This is a genomic window from Streptomyces justiciae (assembly GCF_015163075.1).
GTDB classification, from domain to species: domain Bacteria; phylum Actinomycetota; class Actinomycetes; order Streptomycetales; family Streptomycetaceae; genus Streptomyces; species Streptomyces justiciae.
This window is the reverse complement of sequence record NZ_JADDXU010000007.1, coordinates 323399-342893: the sequence shown is the minus strand read 5'-3', so window position 1 is coordinate 342893 and position 19495 is coordinate 323399. Positions and strand designations below refer to the sequence as shown.

Sequence of the window (19495 nt, the reverse complement as noted above, 5' to 3'; positions counted from 1 at the left end):
TTCCCGCCTGTCAGTACCGGATGACAGGATCGACCCATGCCAGACGCGCGCGATGCCACCCCCTACGACGCCCTGCTCCTGCTCTCGTTCGGCGGCCCCGAAGGCCCGGACGACGTGGTCCCGTTCCTGGAGAACGTGACGCGTGGGCGAGGCATCCCCAAGGAACGCCTGAAGGAAGTCGGGCAGCACTACTTCCTCTTCGGCGGCGTGAGCCCCATCAACGCCCAGAACCGCGCCCTGCTCGACGCCCTGCGCAAGGACTTCGCCGACCACGGCCTGGACCTGCCGGTCTACTGGGGCAACCGCAACTGGGCCCCGTACCTCACGGACACCCTGCGCGAGATGGTCGCCGACGGCCGCCGCCGCATCCTCGTCCTCGCCACGAGCGCGTACGCCTCGTACTCGGGCTGCCGCCAGTACCGCGAGAACCTCGCGGACTCCCTCGCGGCCCTGGAGGCGGAGGGCCTCGACCTCCCCGAGGTCGACAAGCTCCGCCACTACTACAACCACGAGGGCTTCCTGGAGCCCATGATCGAGGGCGTCCTGCAGTCCCTGGCCGACCTCCCCGACGACGTGCGGGACGGCGCCCACCTCGCCTTCTCGACCCACTCCATCCCGAACGCCTCGGCGGACACCTCGGGCCCGGTCGAGGACCACGGCGAGGGCGGGGCGTACGTGAAGCAGCACCTGGAGGTCGCGCGGCTGATCGCCGACGCGGTCCGCGAGCGCACCGGCGTGGACCACCCCTGGCAGCTCGTCTACCAGTCGCGCTCCGGAGCCCCGCACATCCCGTGGCTGGAGCCGGACATCTGCGACCACCTGGAGGAGCGCCACGAGGCCGGCGTCCCCGCCGTCGTGATCGCCCCCATCGGCTTCGTCTCCGACCACATGGAGGTCCTCTACGACCTCGACACGGAGGCCAAGGCCAAGGCGGAGGAACTGGGCCTGCCGATGCGCCGCTCGGCCACGGTCGGGGCCGACCCGCGCTTCGCGGCGGCCGTCCGGGACCTGATCCTGGAGCGGGCGGCGACGGAACGCGGCCAGGAGGTCACCCCGTGCGCCCTCGGTGCGCTGGGCCCGAGCCACAACCTCTGCCCGGTCGGCTGCTGCCCCGCCCGAGCCCCCCGCCCGGCCGCCGCCGGCGCCGACAGCCCCTACGCGTGAGGACCCCCGTGACCGACCTCCTCCACACCGAACTGCTCAAGCTCGCCCAGGAGGCGGCCCGCCGCGCCGGCGCCCTGCTCCGGGACGGCCGCCCGGCCGACCTTGAGGTGGCGAAGACCAAGTCGAGCCCCATCGACGTGGTCACGGAGATGGACATCGCGGCGGAGAAACTGATCACGGACCTGATCTCCGCGCACCGCCCGGACGATGGCTTCCTGGGCGAGGAGGGCGCCTCCAACGAGGGCACGAGCGGCGTCCGCTGGGTGATCGACCCTCTCGACGGCACGGTCAACTACCTCTACGGACTGCCCACTTGGGCGGTCTCCATCGCCGCCGAGGTGAACGGCGAGACGGTCGTCGGCGTCGTGGCGGCACCGATGCGGGGCGAGACGTACCACGCGGTCCGCGGTGAGGGCGCCTGGGCGACGGGCCCCACGTGGTCCGGCGACCGCCGGCTGGCCTGCCGCCCCGCACCGCCCCTCGACCAGGCCCTGGTCTCGACGGGCTTCAACTACGTCCTGGAGGTCCGCACCCACCAGGCCGAGGTGGCCCAGCGCCTGATCCCCCTCCTCCGCGACATCCGCCGCAGCGGCTCGGCCGCGGTCGACCTCTGCGACGTGGCGGCGGGCCGCCTGGACGGCTACTACGAACGCGGCCTGCACCCCTGGGACCTAGCCGCAGGCGACCTGATCGCCCGGGAAGCGGGCGCCCTGACCGGTGGCCGCCCCGGAGAACGCCCCGCACACCACCTGGCGATCGCCGCCACCCCGGGCGTCTTCGAGCCCCTCCAGCACCTCCTGGAGGACTTCGGCGCCTGGCAGGATTGATTGGTCGGTCGCCTACGGGCGCTTTAAGCCGGTGTCGAGAGCACGATCGTGCTCAGCCCTTCGGGCCTCCGCGCGTTCGCACTCTCGACACCGGCGCGCCCTTCGGCTCCCTCCCGGCCGGTGGCCCGCAGACAGTGGGCCTTGGTGGGCCTGCGCCGTTGGCTCAGGAGGCTTTGGCCGGCGTTTGTCCCACAACCAAAAAAGCAACCCCCGGTGCTGGATTCACCGGGGGCTGCTGCCGTGCTGTCGTACCGAGGTGCTGATCAGACGCTACGCGCCGACCTCCACACCATGCTCGTAGGCCAGGCGGCGCAGGTCGTCGAGCTCGGCCTGTTCCACCTCGACGAGGAAGTCGTCGCCCTCGTCGCGAGCCCGCGTCAGGTCGGACTCGGTCGTCCTTATGCGCTGCAGAAGTCCTGCGGTGAATGCGTCCATGCTGCGCCCCCTCGTCCTGGGTCGTGGGTCGGTGGCACGGGGGTGTGCCGTTCGGAAGGGGCGATCACGCCTGAAGCAGATGCCCAGCGCTGCCCTGCTGGGCGGCGACGGCGCCGGACACCCACGCCCACTCTGCGGAAAGCGGATTGCGGTGTACCGCATGGTGCTGCGGCACATGCAGAGCGTGATCGCGGGGTGTAAAGCCGTCCTCCCCCCGCTCTCCTTCACGGAAACCTCAACCGCACGAGAAAATCTCGCATTCCCGGGCTTCATACGTGTCGTTCAGCCGGTGCTCACCCGCCTTACAGCCGACTTATGGCCGAAAAGGGCAGGATGGAGGTCAACACACTCACCGACACCCCTGCCCGTGTGCCCGAGAAGCGCTACGCGAGTGGACACGGGTGGACACAGGAAGGACAAGCGACGTGCGCGTACTCGTCGTCGAGGACGAGCAGCTGCTCGCCGATGCGGTGGCCACCGGACTGCGCCGGGAGGCCATGGCCGTCGACGTCGTGTACGACGGTGCGGCCGCCCTGGAGCGCATCGGCGTCAACGACTACGACGTGGTCGTCCTCGACCGCGACCTCCCCCTCGTCCACGGCGACGACGTCTGCCGCAAGATCGTCGAGCTCGGCATGCCCACGCGCGTGCTGATGCTCACCGCGTCCGGCGACGTCAGCGACCGGGTCGAGGGCCTGGAGATCGGCGCCGACGACTATCTGCCCAAGCCCTTCGCGTTCAGCGAGCTCACGGCACGCGTGCGTGCCCTCGGCCGCCGGACCAGCGTGCCGCTGCCGCCTGTCCTGGAGCGCGCCGGCATCAAGCTCGACCCGAACCGCCGCGAGGTCTTCCGCGACGGCAAGGAAGTCCAGCTCGCGCCCAAGGAGTTCGCCGTTCTGGAGGTGCTGATGCGCTCCGAGGGCGCCGTCGTCTCCGCGGAGCAGCTCCTGGAGAAGGCCTGGGACGAGAACACGGACCCGTTCACGAATGTCGTGCGCGTGACCGTCATGACCCTGCGCCGCAAGCTGGGCGAGCCGCCCGTCATCGTCACCGTCCCCGGCTCGGGTTACCGGATCTGAGCCGCACCGTGGCCGCGACCCCCGCGCCTCCTGAGGCGCCCCCGAAGCCCACCTGGGACCCCCGCAGGCCGGAGCCCCCGTTCCCCTGGCTGCGTCCCACCATCCGCATAAGGCTGACCCTGCTGTACGGCGGGATGTTCCTGATCGCGGGCATCCTGCTGCTGTCGATCATCTACCTGCTGGCGGCAAACGCGCTGAACGTCGGCAGCGACCTGCCCTTCAAGGTCGTCACCGGCACGGTGTCCAGCGAGAGCTGCAACATCACCTCCACGCAGCTGCCGGCGGCCGACCTCAACCACGCCCTCAACGAGTGCGTCAACGAACAGCGTCAGCACGCCCTCGACAACCTCCTCAGCCGTTCCCTCCTCGCCCTCCTCGGCCTCGCGATCATCGCCTTCGCCTTCGGCTACGCCATGGCGGGCCGCGTCCTGTCCCCGCTCGGCCGGATCACCCGTACCGCCCGCGCGGTGGCGGGCTCGGACCTCTCCCGGCGGATCGAGCTGGACGGACCGGACGACGAGCTGAAGGAGCTGGCCGACACCTTCGACGACATGCTGGAGCGCCTCCAGCGGGCCTTCACGGCCCAGCAGCGCTTCGTCGGCAACGCCTCGCACGAGCTGAGAACACCGCTGGCGATCAACCGCACGCTGCTGGAGGTGCACCTCTCCGACCCGGGCGCGCCCGTGGAGCTCCAGCAGCTCGGCAAGACGCTGCTGGCCACCAACGAGCGCAGCGAGCAGCTCGTGGAGGGCCTGCTGCTGCTCGCCCGCAGCGACAACCAGATCGTCGAGCGCAAGCCGGTGGACCTCGCCGAGGTCGCCGAGCAGGCCGTCGACCAGGTGCACGCCGAGGCCGAGGCCAAGGGCGTCGAGATCCGCGGCGCGCGGCAGTCCGCGGTCGTCCAGGGCAACGGCGTCCTGCTGGAGCGGATCGCGCTGAACCTCGTACAGAACGCCGTGCGGTACAACGTGCAGGAGGACGGCTGGGTCGAGGTCACCACCGAGGTCCAGCACGGTCAGGCGGTGCTGGTCGTGTCGAACACGGGGCCGGTCGTGCCGGCGTACGAGATCGACAACCTCTTCGAGCCGTTCAAGCGGCTGCGGGGGGCCGACCGGACCGGCAGCGACAAGGGTGTCGGGCTCGGTCTGTCGATCGTGCGATCGGTCGCGCGGGCGCACGGCGGGCACATCTACGCACAGCCGCGAGAGGGGGGAGGGCTCGTGATGCGGGTCACCCTGCCGATCTGAGAGCATGTCGCCGACACACGGGGATGTTCGCTTTGCGCGGAATTTTCTGGGCACTCGTCGAGCCGTCCCGTGTGTGATCGATCACAAGGGCGAATTTCCGGCCATCTACTGACAGTGATCAAGAAGGCAGTCGGAAAGCCGGGAAAGTCCGGGTTTTCGGGGGCCTTGATCACGGGAAGTACACGGTGAGACGCCTTTGAAGTGCGGCATTCGGACCGTGTACGGTCCCCATCGCCATCCCAGCCGATCACTCATGAGGAGTCCGGTTGGGTGTCGATTGAGTAACAGACCTTGATGTGAGGCAAAATCTCCGCCTCGGGTCGGGCACAAGTCCGGCCTCTCACGCGTTACGTGCGCTGGAGACACCGCAGACACCCAGAGGGGGAGAGCGACATGGCAACGGATTACGACACCCCACGCAAGACCGACGACGACGTCGACTCGGACAGCCTTGAAGAGCTGAAGGCCAGGAGGAACGACAAGTCGACCTCCGCCGTGGACGTCGACGAGTTCGAGGCCGCGGAAGGCCTGGAGCTGCCCGGCGCGGACCTCTCGAACGAGGAGCTGGCCGTCCGGGTGCTGCCCAAGCAGCAGGACGAGTTCACATGCATGAGCTGCTTCCTGGTGCACCACCGCAGCCAGCTGGCCCGCGAGAAGAACGGTCAGCCGATCTGCCGCGACTGCGACTGAGGACGGGTCGGCCGTGACTGGCTCGACCCCTCCCTGGAAGCGCCGCTCCCACCTGCCGGGAGCGGACCAAGGGCCGTCCGACGGCCCTCACGGCGCGCGTGACGACGAGCGGGGCTCATCTCGTACGGGAGCATCCGGTGCGGGAACTTCCGGTACAGGAAATTCCGGTACGGGACCTTCCGATACGGGATCGGCCTCGCTCGAACCCGCGGCCGGCCGGAGTGACCTCCCGGCGCCCGCGGAGCAGTACCCCGCGCCCGTCGCCAAGCGGCGGGCCGCGGTCATCCGGGAAAAGGTCGGGGAAGGCGTCCGCAAGGGCGGCAGCCGCGCCAGGGCGGGCCTGGCGTACCTCGCCGACCGGATCATCGACAACGCCCCCAGAATCCCCGTACGCGACCTCCAGACGCTGCGCAGGCAGTTCCCGGGCCTGACGCCCGAGCAGCTCGCCGACAAGCTCGTGGCGGGCGCGGCGACGGCCACCGCGACGGTCGGTGCCGGTGTCGGCGCGGCGGCGATGCTGCCCGTACCGCCCGCGATGCCGACGGAACTGGCCGCGGAGATCACCGGGGTCGCGGCGATCGAGCTCAAACTGATCGCCGAGCTCCACGAGGTCTACGGCGTGCGACCGCCGGGCAATCTCAAGGACCGCAGCACTGCCTACCTGAACTCCTGGTCGGGCGAGCGCGGCATCGACGTGACCAAGCCGTCGACGATCAACTCGGCCCTCAGCGGCCCGATGAAGAACCAGCTGCGGCAGCAGATCATGAAGCGGATGGTCCGGGACCTGCCGAACCTCATGCCGTTCATGGTCGGCGCGGCCGTGGGCGCGGTCATGAACCGCCGGGACACCAGAAAGCTCGCCGGACGCATCCGCGCGGACCTGCGCAAGATCCAGGTGCCCTGGGACGCGCTTCCCGAGCTCCCGCCGCTGGAGTCGCCCGCGGACCCCCTGACGGTCGGGGACGTCGCGAAGGAGCTCGGCCGCGGGCACGGTGACGGCCGACGCGGCCGGTAAGAGTTGCGTGAGATTCCCGTGGCCACGCCCGACGGGTGACCACTGGCGCGAATGTTCTACGCGGCTTCCCGCGCCTGCCTGATCGCCTCCGCCAGCCGCTCCGGCTCACGCGTGGACAGGTACAGGTACGGCGTCGGGTCCTCGGGATCGGTGACCACGACGCGCAGCGCCGTCGGGATGTAGGCACGCAGCAGCAGGAAGGCACGGGTGTCGGCCTTGTACGTGCGCCAGGCGCGCGCCTCCTCCGCGTCCAGGATCTCCGTCTCGCCCAGGGCCGTGACCGGGATCTTCGCCTCTCCGGCGATCAGCGAGTCGCCGACGATCCGGATGCGCTGCGAGCCGTAGGAGCTGGCGAGGACCGCCGCCGCCGCGGTGCCGCCGACCAGGCCGCCGAGCAGCGGCAGGGTGCCGAACGGCAGCAGGATGAGGGCGAAGGAGACCCCCACCAGGAACGAGATCAGCCACCACGAGCGGGGGGCGGTGAGGCGTTCTTCGTACGGGGTCGCGGAGAGCTGCATGAATCCAAGCTTGGCACGGTGTTAGAACACGGCCGACGCGCGGGTAAGGTCTGCGGCTGTGAGTGGTACTTCCGCAGCTCTTCAGCCTCCCGCCGACGCGGTGTCGCCGGTGCGTCATCCCGACGCGCCCGCGCCCGGTGAGCTGCTCGGCGCGCACTACGGCGAGTGCTTCGGCTGCGGTGGCGGTCAGGCCCACGGGCTGCATCTGGCGGCCCGCGCGGGCGAAGGCGTCTCGGTCACCGCCGAGTTCACCGTCCGCCCCGCCCACCAGGGTGCCCCCGGTCTCGCGCACGGCGGGGTGCTGGCGACCGCCCTCGACGAGACGCTCGGCTCGCTGAACTGGCTGCTGCGCACGATCGCGGTGACCGGACGCCTGGAGACCGACTTCGTACGGCCCGTCCCCGTGGGCACGGTGCTGTACCTGGAGGCCCATGTCACGGCCGTCGCCGGGCGCAAGATCTACTCCACCGCGACCGGGCGGATCGGCGGCCCCGAAGGCCCCGTCGCCGTCCGCGCGGACGCGCTCTTCGTCGAGGTGAAGGTCGACCACTTCATCGACAACGGCCGCCCGGAGGAGATCCGGGCCGCCATGAACGACCCGGACCAGGTCCGGCGTGCCCGTGCCTTCGAGGTGAACCCGTGAGCCGTGAACCCGTGAACGTGCTGATCCGGCGCGTCGACCCCGACGTACCGCTTCCGTCGTACGCGCACCCCGGTGACGCGGGAGCCGATCTGCGCACCACCGAGGGCTGTGAACTGAAGCCCGGCGAGCGGGTCGTGCTGCCCACCGGGGTGTCTGTCGCGCTGCCGGAGGGGTACGCGGCCTTCGTGCACCCGCGATCCGGTCTCGCCGCCCGCTGCGGTGTCGCTCTCGTGAATGCCCCGGGGACGGTTGATGCCGGGTACCGTGGGGAGATCAAGGTGATCGTGGTGAATCTCGACCCGCGCGAGGCGGTGCGGTTCGAGCGCTTCGACCGGATCGCCCAACTGGTCGTCCAGCAGGTCGAGCGGGTCAGCTTCCAGGAGGTCGCGGAGCTGCCCGACTCGGTGCGGGCCGAAGGGGGCTTCGGGTCCACCGGAGGCCATGCCGCGGTGGCCGGTACGAACAGCACAAGCGGTCAGGCCGCCGACGGCGGCACAACGGGTGGGAATCGATACGCTTCGGTCGTATCCGACCGGGAAGGACAGTGACGTGTTCGGACGTCGCAAGAAGAAGGATGCCGCCGAGGGCGCGGCCGGCGAGGCCGAGCAGGTCGTCGACAGTGTCGACACTGAGGCGGACGACGAGGGCGAGCGCGAGCGCGTGAGGCTCGAGCCCGAGCCGCGGCCCGACGGGCCCTGGGACGACTCCGAGGTGCGCGAGCCCGGCGAGGGCCGCGTGGACCTGGGCGGTCTGTTCGTGCCCGGTGTCGACGGCATGGAGCTGCGGGTCGAGGTCGCGGGCGACGCGATCGTCGCGGCGACCGTCGTGCTGCGCGACAGCGCCGTCCAGCTGCAGGCCTTCGCCGCTCCCAAGCGCGAGGGCATCTGGGGCGAGGTGCGCGAGGAGATCGCCACCGGCATCACCCAGCAGGGCGGCATCGTCGACGAGGTCGAGGGTCCGCTGGGCTGGGAGCTGCGGGCGCAGGTGCCGGTGCAGCTGCCGGACGGCACGGGCGGTTTCCAGGTCGTGCGGTTCGTCGGTGTGGACGGTCCGCGCTGGTTCCTGCGCGGTGTGATCTCGGGCCAGGGCGCGGTGCAGCCGCAGGCGGCCGGTCTCCTGGAGCAGATCTTCCGGGACACGGTCGTGGTCCGCGGCGAGGGGCCGATGGCGCCCCGCGACCCGATCGTCCTGAAGCTGCCGAACGACGCCCAGATGGTCCCCGAGGGCGTCCAGCAGCAGGAGGAGGGCTCCCGCTTCTCCGGCGGCATGGGCCAGTTGCAGCGCGGCCCGGAGATCACCGAGGTCCGCTAGCCAGACGTACGAGAGGGCCGCACCCCGTGATAGGGGTGCGGCCCTTTTGCGTGCGCGGACTCTTGACGGCGCATTGGTCTGTACCTACCGTCTCGGCCCAACGCGTCTGTTCATAAAGGCGCTTCACGTTCATATACGAGAACGGAAGGCCCCCCACGTATGCGCAGAACCGCTCTCCTCACGGCCGCGGCCGCCCTCGTCGCCGGTGCCCTCGCCTGGCCCGCCGACGCCGCGCCCACCACCTTCGCCCACCCCGGAGTCACCGTCTCCCAGAGCCAGTTGGACTTCGCCCGCAGCAAGGTCAACGCCGGTGCCCAGCCCTGGAAGGGCGCCTTCGACCAGATGCTGGCCAGCAAGTACGCCGATCTGAACCGCACCCCCAAGCCCCGCGCGGTCGTCGAGTGCGGCTCCTACTCCAACCCCAACTACGGCTGCACCGACGAGCGAGAGGACGCCATAGCCGCGTACACCGACGCCCTCGCCTGGTACATCACCCGCGACGAGCGGTACGCGAAGAAGGCCATCCAGCTGATGGACGCCTGGTCCGCGACGATCACGGACCACACCAACAGCAACGCGCCCCTCCAGACCGGCTGGGCCGGCTCCTCCTGGCCCAAGGCCGCCGAGATCATCAAGTACACGTACACCGGCGGCTGGGCCAACTCGGGGCGCTTCGCGACCATGCTCCGCAACGTCTACCTCCCCGAGATCATCAACGGCTCCAACTCCAACGGCAATTGGGAGCTGTCGATGATGGAGGCCGCCGTCGGCATCTCCGTCTTCCTGGAGGACAAGGCGTCGTACGACAAGGCCATGGCGAAGTTCCGCACCCGTACCGCCGCCTACGTCTACCTCGCCTCCGACGGCTCGGTGCCCAAGACCGTGCCGAGCCAGAACCTCGACACCACCGCGAAGATCGTCGCGTACTGGCAGGGACAGTCCACCTTCGTCACCGGCCTCACCCAGGAGACCTGCCGCGACCTCACGCACACCGGCTACGGCATCTCCGCCATCTCGCACGTGGCCGAGACCAGCCGCATCCAGGGGCAGGACCTGTACGGCACCGACGTGGGCGAGCGGCTGCGGCAGGCGCTCGGGTTCCAGGCGAAGTACGAGCTGGGGACCGCCGTGCCCAGCTGGCTGTGCGGCGGATCGCTCAAACTCGGGCTCGGACCGGTCACCGAGGTCGGCTACAACGCCCTCCACAACCGCCTCGGCATCGCCATGACCAACACCCAGACCCTGACCGAGCGGAACCGCCCGGCCGGCTCCAACAACCTCTTCGTGGCCTGGGAGACCCTCACCCACGGGGACAATCCGAGCTGACCGACCGTTGAACATGCCGGGCGCCCTTCGTGATACTGGCGCCCGGTCGTCGGCTTCACGGGGGAGGGGCACATGAGCCAGGTGGTCACCGAGACCATGGTCCGGGTCGAGAACGTCCACAAGTCCTACGGCCGCGGCGCCGGCGTCGTCCACGCGCTGCGCGGGGTCTCGCTGGAGGTGCCGCGCGGGGAACTCGTCGCCCTCAAGGGGCGGTCGGGGTCCGGGAAGACCACGCTCCTCAACATCGTCGGCGGGCTCGACGCACCCGACCAGGGGCGCGTCGAGGTCGGCGGCCGCGACCTCGCCGGCCTGGACGAGGACGGACTGCTGGCGCTGCGCCGGGACCACATCGGGTTCGTCTTCCAGTCCTTCGGACTCATCCCGATCCTCACCGCCGCGGAGAACGTCGGCGTCCCCATGAGACTGCGCCGGGCCGAGGCACGCGCGCGTGAGGAGCGCGTCGAGCTGCTGCTGTCCCTGGTGGGCCTCGCCGACCACGCCGGCCAGCGGCCCACCGAGCTCTCCGGCGGCCAGCAGCAGCGCGTCGCCATCGCCCGCGCCCTCGCCAACAGCCCCTCGCTGCTCGTCGCCGACGAGCCGACCGGCCAGCTCGACGCGGAGACCGGGCACGCCGTCATGGAACTGCTGAGAGCCGTCGTCCGCAGTGAGAACGTCACCGCCCTCGTCGCCACGCACGACGCGACGCTGCTGGACCTGGCCGACCGGGTGCTGGAGCTGAGCGATGGGGAGATCGTCGAGGTCTGAGCCGAGGTCCGGGACGCTCCGGGGGCGCCGTCAGAGTTGCGTCAAAGACGGTCCGCCGACGGGCCCTCGACCCCTTTTGCCGCACTTGGTGGCCGTAAGGTCGACGCTGCGTAGGCAGCAGTGACCGGAAGACAATGGGACCCATGGGACGCGGCAAGCTTCGGATCTACCTCGGTGCGGCACCGGGCGTCGGCAAGACGTACGCGATGCTCTCCGAGGCGCACCGGCGCATCGAGCGCGGCACCGATTGCGTCGTGGCCTACGTCGAACCCCACGCCCGGCCGCGCACCGAGGTCATGCTGCACGGCCTGGAGGAGGTCGCCCGCCGGGAGCTGGAGTACCGGGGGACCGTCTTCCGCGAGATGGACGTCGACGCGGTGCTGCGGCGCGCCCCCGCGGTCGCCCTGGTGGACGAACTCGCCCACACCAACGTCCCCGGCTCCCGCAACGCCAAGCGCTGGCAGGACGTGGAGGAACTCCTCGCGGCCGGGATCGACGTCGTGTCGACGGTCAACATCCAGCACCTGGAGTCCCTCGGGGACGTCGTGGAGTCGATCACGGGGGTCCGGCAGCGGGAGACCGTGCCGGACGAGGTGGTGCGGCGGGCCGACCAGATCGAACTGGTCGACATGTCCCCGGAGGCGCTGCGGCGGCGGATGGCGCACGGCAACATCTACCAGCCGGACAAGGTCGACGCCGCCCTGTCGAACTACTTCCGCCCCGGCAACCTCACCGCGCTGCGCGAGCTGGCGCTGCTGTGGGTGGCCGACCGGGTCGACGAGTACCTGAAGCAGTACCGCAGCGACCACCGGGTCTCGAAGATCTGGGGCTCGCGCGAGCGCATCGTCGTCGGGCTGACCGGCGGCCCCGAGGGGCGCACGCTGATCCGCCGGGCCGCGCGGCTCGCCGAGAAGGGCGCGGGCGGTGAGGTGCTCGCCGTCTACATCGCCCGCAGTGACGGCCTGACCGCCGCCTCGCCCAAGGAACTCGCGGTGCAGCGCACCCTCGCCGAGGACCTCGGCGGCACCTTCCACCATGTGATCGGCGACGACATACCCGCGGCGCTGCTCGACTTCGCGCGAGGCGTCAACGCCACGCAGATCGTGCTCGGCTCCTCGCGCCGCAAGAGCTGGCAGTACGTCTTCGGGCCGGGCGTGGGCGCCACGGTCGCCCGGGAGTCCGGGCCCGACCTCGACGTCCACATCGTCACGCACGACGAGGTCGCCAAGGGGCGCGGTCTGCCGGTCGCCCGCGGCGCGCGGCTCGGGCGGGCGCGGATCATCTGGGGCTGGGCGGTCGGCGTGGCCGGCCCCGCCGTGCTGGCGGTGCTGCTCAACACCGTCCACCTGGGCCTCGCCAACGACATGCTGCTGTTCCTGACGGTGACGGTGGCGGCCGCCCTGCTCGGCGGACTGCTGCCCGCGCTGGCCTCGGCCGCGGTCGGCTCGCTCCTCCTGAACTACTTCTACACACCGCCCCTGCACCACTGGACCATCGCCGACCCGAAGAACATCGTCGCCATCGTGATCTTCGTCGGGGTCGGTGTGTCCGTGGCCTCAGTCGTCGACCTGGCAGCCCGGCGCACCCATCAGGCGGCCAGGTTGCGGGCGGAGTCGGAGATCCTCTCCTTCCTCGCCGGGAACGTTCTGCGCGGCGAGACCAGCCTTGAGGAGCTCCTGGAGCGCGTCCGGGAGACCTTCGGGATGGAGTCGGCGGCCCTGCTGGAACGGGCGAGCGACGTCGAGCCCTGGACCTGCGCGGGCCGCGCAGGTCTCGGCCGTCCCGTGGAGCGGCCGGAGGACGCCGACGTCGACATGCCGGTCGGCGACCACATGGCCCTCGCCCTGACCGGCCGGGTGCTGCCCGCCGAGGACCGCCGGGTGCTCGCCGCGTTCGCCGCGCAGGCCGCGGTCGCCCTGGACCGGCGGCGGTTGCAGGAAGAGGCCGAGCAGGCCCGTGCGCTGGCCGAGGGCAACCGGATCCGCACCGCCCTGCTGGCCGCCGTGAGCCACGACCTGCGGACCCCGCTCGCCGGGATCAAGGCCGCGGTGTCCTCGCTGCGCTCCGACGACGTGGCGTGGTCCGAGGAGGACCAGGCCGAGCTGCTGGAGGGCATCGAGGAGGGCGCCGACCGGCTCGACCACCTCGTGGGCAACCTGCTGGACATGTCCCGCCTCCAGACCGGCACGGTCACGCCGCTCATCCGGGAGATCGACCTCGACGAGGTGGTGCCGATGGCGCTCGGCGGGGTGCCGGAGGACAGCGTGGAGCTGGACATTCCGGAGACGCTGCCCATGGTCGCCGTCGACGCCGGGCTGCTGGAGCGGTCGGTGGCCAACCTGGTGGAGAACGCCGTCAAGTACAGCCCGCCCGGCAGCCCCGTCCTCGTCTCCGCCAGCGCCATCGCCGACCGGGTCGAGGTCCGGGTGGTCGACCGCGGTCCCGGCGTCCCCGACGAGGCCAAGGAACGCATCTTCGCGCCCTTTCAGCGTTACGGCGACGCCCCGCGCGGCGCCGGGGTCGGACTCGGCCTCGCCGTCGCACGCGGCTTCGCCGAGGCCATGGCAGGCACCCTCGACGCCGAGGACACGCCGGGCGGCGGCCTCACCATGGTGCTGACCCTCAGAGCGGCGGAAGCGGCCCCCGGGCCACGACCGCTCGTACAACCCGAAAGGCAGGTCACATGACCCGGGTGCTCGTGATCGAAGACGAGCCGCAGATCGTGCGCGCCCTCGTGATCAACCTCAAGGCCCGCAAGTACGAGGTCGACGCGGCCCACGACGGCGCCACCGCCCTCCAGCTGGCCGCTGCCCGCCACCCCGACGTGGTCGTCCTCGACCTCGGCCTGCCCGACATGGACGGCGTCGAGGTGATCAGAGGACTGCGCGGCTGGACCCGGGTGCCGATCCTCGTGCTGTCCGCCCGGCACTCCTCCGACGAGAAGGTCGAGGCCCTCGACGCGGGCGCCGACGACTACGTCACCAAGCCGTTCGGCATGGACGAGCTGCTGGCCCGGCTGCGGGCCGCCGTCCGCCGGGCCGAGCCGGTCGGCCCGGGCGAGGACGACGTGACCACGGTCGAGACCGACGAGTTCACCGTCGACCTCGCCGCGAAGAAGGTCAACCGCGGCGGCAAGGACGTACGCCTGACCCCCACGGAATGGCATCTGCTGGAGGTGCTGGTGCGCAACAGCGGCCGCCTGGTCAGCCAGAAGCAGCTGCTCCAGGAGGTGTGGGGGCCGTCGTACGGGACGGAGACGAACTACCTGCGGGTGTACATGGCACAACTGCGCAGGAAGCTGGAGGCGGACCCGTCGCATCCCAAGCACTTCATCACCGAGCCGGGTATGGGCTATCGGTTCGAGGGCTAGCACCGCGGGTACGAAGGTGTCAGTGCACCCCGGTACGCTTCACATATGAGTGCTGTTCCGCGTTCCGAGAAGCCGGTGGGCCGGTTCCGGCGCATGCTCGACCGGCTCTCCTCGTCCCAGGAGGACCTGGAGTCGGAGGAGCTGCGGGAGGATGCCGAGACCGCCGGCTGCATCAAGATCGGCGACTGCCACGACCGACAGATCGTGACGGTTACTGGTACCTTGCGCACGGTCACGCTGCGTCCCAGAGCCGGTGTCCCGGCGCTGGAGGCCGAGCTGTTCGACGGCTCCGCCGCGCTGGACGTGGTGTGGCTCGGCCGGCGCTCCATCGTGGGGATCGAGCCGGGGCGCAAGCTGATCGCATCGGGCCGGATCTCGATGAGCCGGGGCCGCCGGGTGCTGTTCAACCCGAAGTACGAACTGAGACCCCTCGGTAGGGAGTAGCCGGTGACGTCGCTCGACAAGCCGACCGAAGAGACCGATCAGCACGACGCCCGGGCGGTGACCGAGGCCGCGCTGTTCGAGGCCTTCGGAGGCCTGCGGGGCATGGTCGAGACGGTGCTGCCCGGCCTGCTCTTCGTCACGATCTACACGATCAACAAGGACCTGCACATGTCCGCGATCGCCGCGCTCGCGGTGTCGCTGGTCCTGGTCGTGGTCCGGCTGGTGATGCGGGACACCGTCAAGCACGCCTTCAGCGGTGTCTTCGGCGTGGCCTTCGGTGTGGTCTTCGCGATGATGACCGGCAACGCGAAGGACTTCTACCTGCCGGGCATGCTGTACACGCTGGGCCTGGGCCTGGCGTACATCATCACGACCCTGTGCGGCGTCCCGCTGATCGGCCTCATCCTCGGGCCGGTCTTCAAGGAGAACCTCTCCTGGCGCACCCGCAACCCCGGCCGCAAGAAGGCGTACGCGAAGGCGAGTTACGCCTGGGGCGCGATCCTGCTGGCCAAGTGCGCGATCCTCTTCCCGCTGTACTGGTGGGCCAACACCGCGCAGCTCGGCTGGGTCCTGGTCGCCCTGAAGATCCCGCCGTTCCTGCTCGCCGTCTGGCTGACGTGGGTCTTCCTGGCGAAGGCGCCCGCGCCGATCGACGTGTTCGCCGAGATGGAGGCCGCCGAGAAGGCCGAGGAAGAGCGGAAGGCAGCCCTGGCTGAAGAGCGCGGTGAAACGACCGGAGCGCGGCACCGGCGCGAGGCGTAGTTTTCGGTACGACGACGAAGGGGCGCCCTGAACTCTCAGGGCGCCCCTTCTCGTCGTACCGCCTAGGACGCGTCCTCGCGGCGGACCGACAGCAGGTCCTCCAGCTGTTCCTCCCTGGCCTGGGCGGCCACGAACAACAGCTCGTCGCCCGCCTCCAGGGAGTCCTCGCGGGACGGGGTCAGGACGCGGGTGCCGCGGATGATCGTGACCAGGGACGTATCCTGAGGCCATTCCACGTCGCCGACCTGGGTGCCGGCCAGGGCCGACTCCTCCGGCAGGGTCAGCTCGACCAGGTTCGCGTCGCCGTGGCTGAAGCGGAGCAGCCGGACCAGGTCGCCGACGCTCACCGCCTCCTCGACCAGGGCCGACATCAGACGCGGGGTGGAGACGGCGACGTCCACGCCCCAGGACTCGTTGAAGAGCCACTCGTTCTTCGGGTTGTTCACGCGGGCGACGACGCGCGGGACGCCGTACTCCGTCTTGGCGAGGAGCGAGACGACCAGGTTCACCTTGTCGTCGCCCGTCGCCGCGATCACGACGTTGCAGCGCTGGAGCGCGGCCTCGTCCAGGGACGTGATCTCGCAGGCGTCGGCCAGCAGCCACTCCGCCTGGGGGACACGCTCGACCGAGATGGCGGTCGGCGCCTTGTCGATGAGAAGGACCTCGTGGCCGTTCTCCAGCAGTTCGCCCGCGATCGAGCGGCCGACCGCACCGGCACCGGCAATGGCGACCCTCATCAGTGACCGCCCTCCTCTTCGGGACCCTTGGCGAAGGACGCCTCGACCTTGTCGACCTCGTCGGTGCGCATCATCACGTGCACCAGGTCGCCCTCCTGCAACACCGTCTGCGAGGTGGGCAGGATCGCCTCGCCCAGCCGGGTCAGGAACGCCACGCGGACGCCCGTCTCCTCCTGAAGGCGGCTGATCTTGTGGCCCACCCAGGCGGCGGAGGTGTGCACCTCGGCGAGCTGGACGCCGCCGGTGGGGTCGCGCCACAGCGGCTCGGCGCCCGAGGGGAGGAGGCGGCGCAGCATCTGGTCGGCGGTCCAGCGGACCGTGGCGACCGTCGGGATGCCCAGACGCTGGTAGACCTCGGCGCGGCGCGGGTCGTAGATGCGGGCCGCGACGTTCTCGATGCCGAACATCTCGCGGGCGACGCGCGCGGCGATGATGTTCGAGTTGTCACCGCTGGAGACGGCGGCGAACGCGCCCGCCTCCTCGATGCCGGCCTCGCGCAGGGTGTCCTGGTCGAAGCCGACACCGGTGACCCGGCGGCCGCCGAATCCGGAGCCCAGTCGACGGAAGGCGGTGGGGTCCTGGTCGATCACGGCGACCGTGTGCCCCTGTTGCTCCAGGGTCTGGGCGAGAGCGGAACCCACTCGCCCGCAGCCCATGATGACGATGTGCACGACCGTCCTTCCGAATGACGAATGTCAAGAGTCGTTGACTTGGCCTTAACAGGGTCTCAGACCGGCCACCAAGCTACACACGCGCGTCCCTGCCGGGCACCCCTGTGCAGGGCCCGGGGTGATCAGCGCCGGCTGATGCTGCGCAGGCTCACAAGAGTCAGGATTCCGAGGCCGAGGAGAGCGGCGGCGGCGCCGATCAGCTCTGCGGTGGTGTGCACGGGACCTCCGGGGGCGGTACGGGCGGGGGGTCTTGTCATATAGGCATGAGGACGCGAAGGGGTGCGGAATCCGTTGCCGGGCCGTTGGCCGATTTCACTCGGAGGGCAGATCGGGGGCGGATGTGGGGTGGCGGGTGGTTGCGCACCCGTTCGAACGCTTAGGCTTCTCTGTTGTGTCCAAACTGACCGACGTGCCCAAACGGATCCTGATCGGGCGCGCACTGCGCAGTGACCGGCTCGGGGAAACGCTCCTGCCGAAGCGCATCGCCCTCCCCGTGTTCGCCTCCGACCCGCTCTCCTCCGTGGCGTACGCGCCCGGCGAGGTGCTGCTGGTCCTGTCCATCGCGGGCGTGTCGGCGTACCACTTCAGCCCCTGGATCGCCGTCGCGGTCGTCGTGCTGATGTTCACGGTGGTCGCCTCCTACCGGCAGAACGTGCACGCGTACCCGAGCGGCGGCGGCGACTACGAGGTGGCCAACACCAACCTCGGCCCGAAGGCCGGGCTCACGGTCGCCAGCGCGCTGCTCGTCGACTACGTCCTCACCGTCGCCGTGTCCATCGCCTCCGGCATCGAGAACCTCGGCTCCGCCGTGCCGTTCGTCGTCGAGCACAAAGTGCTCTGCGCGATCGCGGTGATCGTGCTGCTGACGCTGATGAACCTGCGCGGCGTGAAGGAGTCCGGCTCGCTGTTCGCGATCCCGACGTACGTGTTCGTCGCGGGCGTCTTCATCATGATCGCGTGGGGCGCGTTCCGCGGGCTGGTCCTCGACGAGACCATGCGGGCGCCGACGGCCGGCTACGAGATCAAGGCCGAGCACCAGGGACTGGCCGGTTTCGCGCTGGTCTTCCTGCTGCTGAGGGCCTTCTCCTCGGGCTGTGCCGCGCTCACCGGTGTCGAGGCGATCTCCAACGGTGTTCCGGCGTTCCGCAAGCCGAAGTCCAAGAACGCGGCGACCACACTCGCGATGATGGGCCTGCTGGCCGTCACCATGTTCTGCGGCATCATCGCGCTCGCCATGGTGACCAAGGTCCGCATGGCCGAGAACCCGGCTGTGGACCTGCTGAAGAACGGGGTCGCGCTCGGCTCCGACTACGTCCAGAACCCGGTGATCTCGCAGGTCGCCGAGGCCGTCTTCGGCAAGGGCAGCTTCCTGTTCATCGTGCTGGCGGCGGCGACGGCGCTGGTGCTGTTCCTGGCCGCCAACACGGCCTACAACGGCTTCCCGCTCCTGGGCTCGATCCTCGCCCAGGACCGCTACCTGCCCCGCCAGCTGCACACCCGCGGCGACCGCCTCGCCTTCTCCAACGGCATCGTGCTCCTCGCGGGCGCCGCAGGCCTGCTGGTCTGGATCTACGGCGCCGACTCCACCCGCCTGATCCAGCTCTACATCGTCGGCGTGTTCGTCTCCTTCACGCTCAGCCAGACCGGCATGGTCCGGCACTGGAACCGCCACCTGGCCACCGAGAAGGACCCGGCGAAGCGCAGCCACATGATCCGCTCCCGGGCGATCAACGCCTTCGGCGCCTTCTTCACCGGCTTGGTCCTGGTCGTCGTCCTGGTCACCAAGTTCACGCACGGCGCCTGGGTCGCGCTGCTCGGCATGGTGATCTTCTACGCGACGATGTCGGCCATCCGAAAGCACTACGACCGCGTCGCCGACGAGATCGCGGCCCCCGAGGGACCGAGCGACGACAGCGTCCGCCCGTCCCGGGTGCACTCCGTGGTGCTGATCTCCAAGATCCACCGGCCGACGCTCAGGGCCCTTGCGTACGCCAAGCTGCTGCGCTCGGACACCCTGGAGGCGCTCAGCGTCAACGTCGACCCGGTCGAGACCAAGGCGCTGCGCGAGGAGTGGGAGCGGCGCGGGATCGACGTACCGCTGAAGGTCCTCGACTCGCCCTACCGCGAGATCACGCGGCCCGTCATCGAGTACGTGAAGAGCCTGCGCAAGGAGTCGCCGCGGGACGCGGTGTCCGTGATCATCCCCGAGTACGTCGTCGGCCACTGGTACGAGCACCTGCTGCACAACCAGAGCGCGCTGCGGCTGAAGGGCCGGCTGCTGTTCACGCCGGGCGTCATGGTGACCTCGGTGCCCTACCAGTTGCAGTCCTCCGAGGCGGCGAAGCTCCGGGCCCGCAGGCGGCAGGAGTGGAACGCGCCGGGTGCGGTGCGGCGTGGGCCGGCGCAGGAGCGGGCGAAGGAGACGTCCTCGCAGCCGTAGACTGGTGGGCTGTTGTCTCGGCTCGTTCCCTTCTCTTCTCTGGAGTCACCC

General features: G+C 70.2%; 20 protein-coding genes. 16 read left to right on the top strand and 4 right to left on the bottom strand.

Features of this window, described 5'->3' with window-relative positions; genetic code table 11:
• The first annotated feature begins 36 nt into the window (after positions 1 to 36).
• Positions 37 to 1164, top strand: a complete 1128-nt coding sequence (locus IQ210_RS21720) for a ferrochelatase (protein WP_194080725.1) — start codon at positions 37 to 39, stop codon at positions 1162 to 1164.
• Positions 1165 to 1172: 8 nt separating this feature from the next.
• Entirely contained in the window at positions 1173 to 1991 is an 819-nt protein-coding gene (locus tag IQ210_RS21715) for an inositol monophosphatase family protein (RefSeq protein ID WP_194080724.1), read from the top strand.
• Between the two features lie 270 nt (positions 1992 to 2261).
• Here IQ210_RS21715 and IQ210_RS21710 read toward each other — a convergent pair whose 3' ends face one another.
• Positions 2262 to 2426, bottom strand: a complete 165-nt coding sequence (locus IQ210_RS21710) for a hypothetical protein (RefSeq protein ID WP_165951272.1) — start codon at positions 2424 to 2426, stop codon at positions 2262 to 2264.
• A 425-nt stretch (positions 2427 to 2851) separates the two neighbouring features.
• Here IQ210_RS21710 and IQ210_RS21705 point away from each other — a divergent pair, with 425 nt between their 5' ends.
• The 4 genes from IQ210_RS21705 to IQ210_RS21690 all read left to right on the top strand — a co-directional run bounded on the left by IQ210_RS21705 (position 2852) and on the right by IQ210_RS21690 (position 6457).
• Complete coding sequence (locus tag IQ210_RS21705) at positions 2852 to 3505, top strand: response regulator transcription factor (protein WP_007385219.1); 654 nt, start codon at positions 2852 to 2854, stop codon at positions 3503 to 3505.
• An 8-nt stretch (positions 3506 to 3513) separates the two neighbouring features.
• On the top strand, positions 3514 to 4752 hold the full coding sequence (locus IQ210_RS21700; RefSeq protein ID WP_194080723.1) for a sensor histidine kinase: 1239 nt from the start codon (positions 3514 to 3516) through the stop codon (positions 4750 to 4752).
• A 393-nt stretch (positions 4753 to 5145) separates the two neighbouring features.
• Positions 5146 to 5442: a DUF4193 domain-containing protein gene (locus IQ210_RS21695; RefSeq protein WP_005481602.1), complete on the top strand. Its 297-nt coding sequence runs from the start codon at positions 5146 to 5148 to the stop codon at positions 5440 to 5442.
• A 13-nt stretch (positions 5443 to 5455) separates the two neighbouring features.
• Complete coding sequence (locus IQ210_RS21690) at positions 5456 to 6457, top strand: hypothetical protein (RefSeq protein WP_194080722.1); 1002 nt, start codon at positions 5456 to 5458, stop codon at positions 6455 to 6457.
• Positions 6458 to 6513: 56 nt separating this feature from the next.
• Here IQ210_RS21690 and IQ210_RS21685 read toward each other — a convergent pair whose 3' ends face one another.
• Positions 6514 to 6975 carry a DUF3093 domain-containing protein gene (locus tag IQ210_RS21685; RefSeq protein ID WP_194080721.1) on the bottom strand — a complete coding sequence of 154 codons (462 nt, stop codon included), beginning with the start codon at positions 6973 to 6975 and terminating at the stop codon, positions 6514 to 6516.
• 58 nt (positions 6976 to 7033) lie between these two features.
• Here IQ210_RS21685 and IQ210_RS21680 point away from each other — a divergent pair, with 58 nt between their 5' ends.
• The 9 genes from IQ210_RS21680 (at position 7034) to IQ210_RS21640 (ending at position 15596) form a co-directional block, all read left to right on the top strand.
• On the top strand, positions 7034 to 7618 hold the full coding sequence (locus IQ210_RS21680) for a PaaI family thioesterase (protein ID WP_194080720.1): 585 nt from the start codon (positions 7034 to 7036) through the stop codon (positions 7616 to 7618).
• Positions 7615 to 8166 carry a dUTP diphosphatase gene (gene dut / locus IQ210_RS21675; protein ID WP_194080719.1) on the top strand — a complete coding sequence of 184 codons (552 nt, stop codon included), beginning with the start codon at positions 7615 to 7617 and terminating at the stop codon, positions 8164 to 8166. The genes IQ210_RS21680 and dut overlap by 4 nt, the downstream gene beginning before the upstream one ends.
• 1 nt (position 8167) lies before the next feature.
• Positions 8168 to 8929 carry a DUF3710 domain-containing protein gene (locus tag IQ210_RS21670; RefSeq protein ID WP_194080718.1) on the top strand — a complete coding sequence of 254 codons (762 nt, stop codon included), beginning with the start codon at positions 8168 to 8170 and terminating at the stop codon, positions 8927 to 8929.
• A 159-nt stretch (positions 8930 to 9088) separates the two neighbouring features.
• Complete coding sequence (locus IQ210_RS21665; RefSeq protein ID WP_194080717.1) at positions 9089 to 10255, top strand: alginate lyase family protein; 1167 nt, start codon at positions 9089 to 9091, stop codon at positions 10253 to 10255.
• Between the two features lie 72 nt (positions 10256 to 10327).
• Positions 10328 to 11020: an ABC transporter ATP-binding protein gene (locus IQ210_RS21660; protein ID WP_194080716.1), complete on the top strand. Its 693-nt coding sequence runs from the start codon at positions 10328 to 10330 to the stop codon at positions 11018 to 11020.
• Positions 11021 to 11163: 143 nt separating this feature from the next.
• Positions 11164 to 13707, top strand: a complete 2544-nt coding sequence (locus IQ210_RS21655) for a sensor histidine kinase (protein WP_194080715.1) — start codon at positions 11164 to 11166, stop codon at positions 13705 to 13707.
• The gene (locus IQ210_RS21650; RefSeq protein ID WP_194080714.1) at positions 13704 to 14390 is read left to right on the top strand and encodes a response regulator; all 687 of its coding nucleotides are present in this window, start codon (positions 13704 to 13706) and stop codon (positions 14388 to 14390) included. The genes IQ210_RS21655 and IQ210_RS21650 overlap by 4 nt, the downstream gene beginning before the upstream one ends.
• 45 nt (positions 14391 to 14435) lie before the next feature.
• Positions 14436 to 14834 carry an OB-fold nucleic acid binding domain-containing protein gene (locus tag IQ210_RS21645; protein WP_046257102.1) on the top strand — a complete coding sequence of 133 codons (399 nt, stop codon included), beginning with the start codon at positions 14436 to 14438 and terminating at the stop codon, positions 14832 to 14834.
• A gap of 3 nt (positions 14835 to 14837) precedes the next feature.
• Positions 14838 to 15596, top strand: coding sequence for a DUF3159 domain-containing protein (locus IQ210_RS21640; RefSeq protein WP_059198615.1), 759 nt, complete (start codon positions 14838 to 14840; stop codon positions 15594 to 15596).
• Positions 15597 to 15658: 62 nt separating this feature from the next.
• Here IQ210_RS21640 and IQ210_RS21635 read toward each other — a convergent pair whose 3' ends face one another.
• Positions 15659 to 16333 (bottom strand): potassium channel family protein, encoded by a 675-nt coding sequence (locus tag IQ210_RS21635; protein WP_059198616.1) that lies wholly within the window; start codon positions 16331 to 16333, stop codon positions 15659 to 15661.
• Positions 16333 to 17004: a potassium channel family protein gene (locus tag IQ210_RS21630; protein WP_059198617.1), complete on the bottom strand. Its 672-nt coding sequence runs from the start codon at positions 17002 to 17004 to the stop codon at positions 16333 to 16335. The genes IQ210_RS21635 and IQ210_RS21630 overlap by 1 nt, the downstream gene beginning before the upstream one ends.
• A 391-nt stretch (positions 17005 to 17395) precedes the next feature.
• Between IQ210_RS21630 and IQ210_RS21625 the strand changes: the two genes are divergently transcribed.
• Positions 17396 to 19444, top strand: a complete 2049-nt coding sequence (locus IQ210_RS21625) for an APC family permease (RefSeq protein ID WP_194080713.1) — start codon at positions 17396 to 17398, stop codon at positions 19442 to 19444.
• The last annotated feature ends 51 nt before the right edge of the window (positions 19445 to 19495 follow it).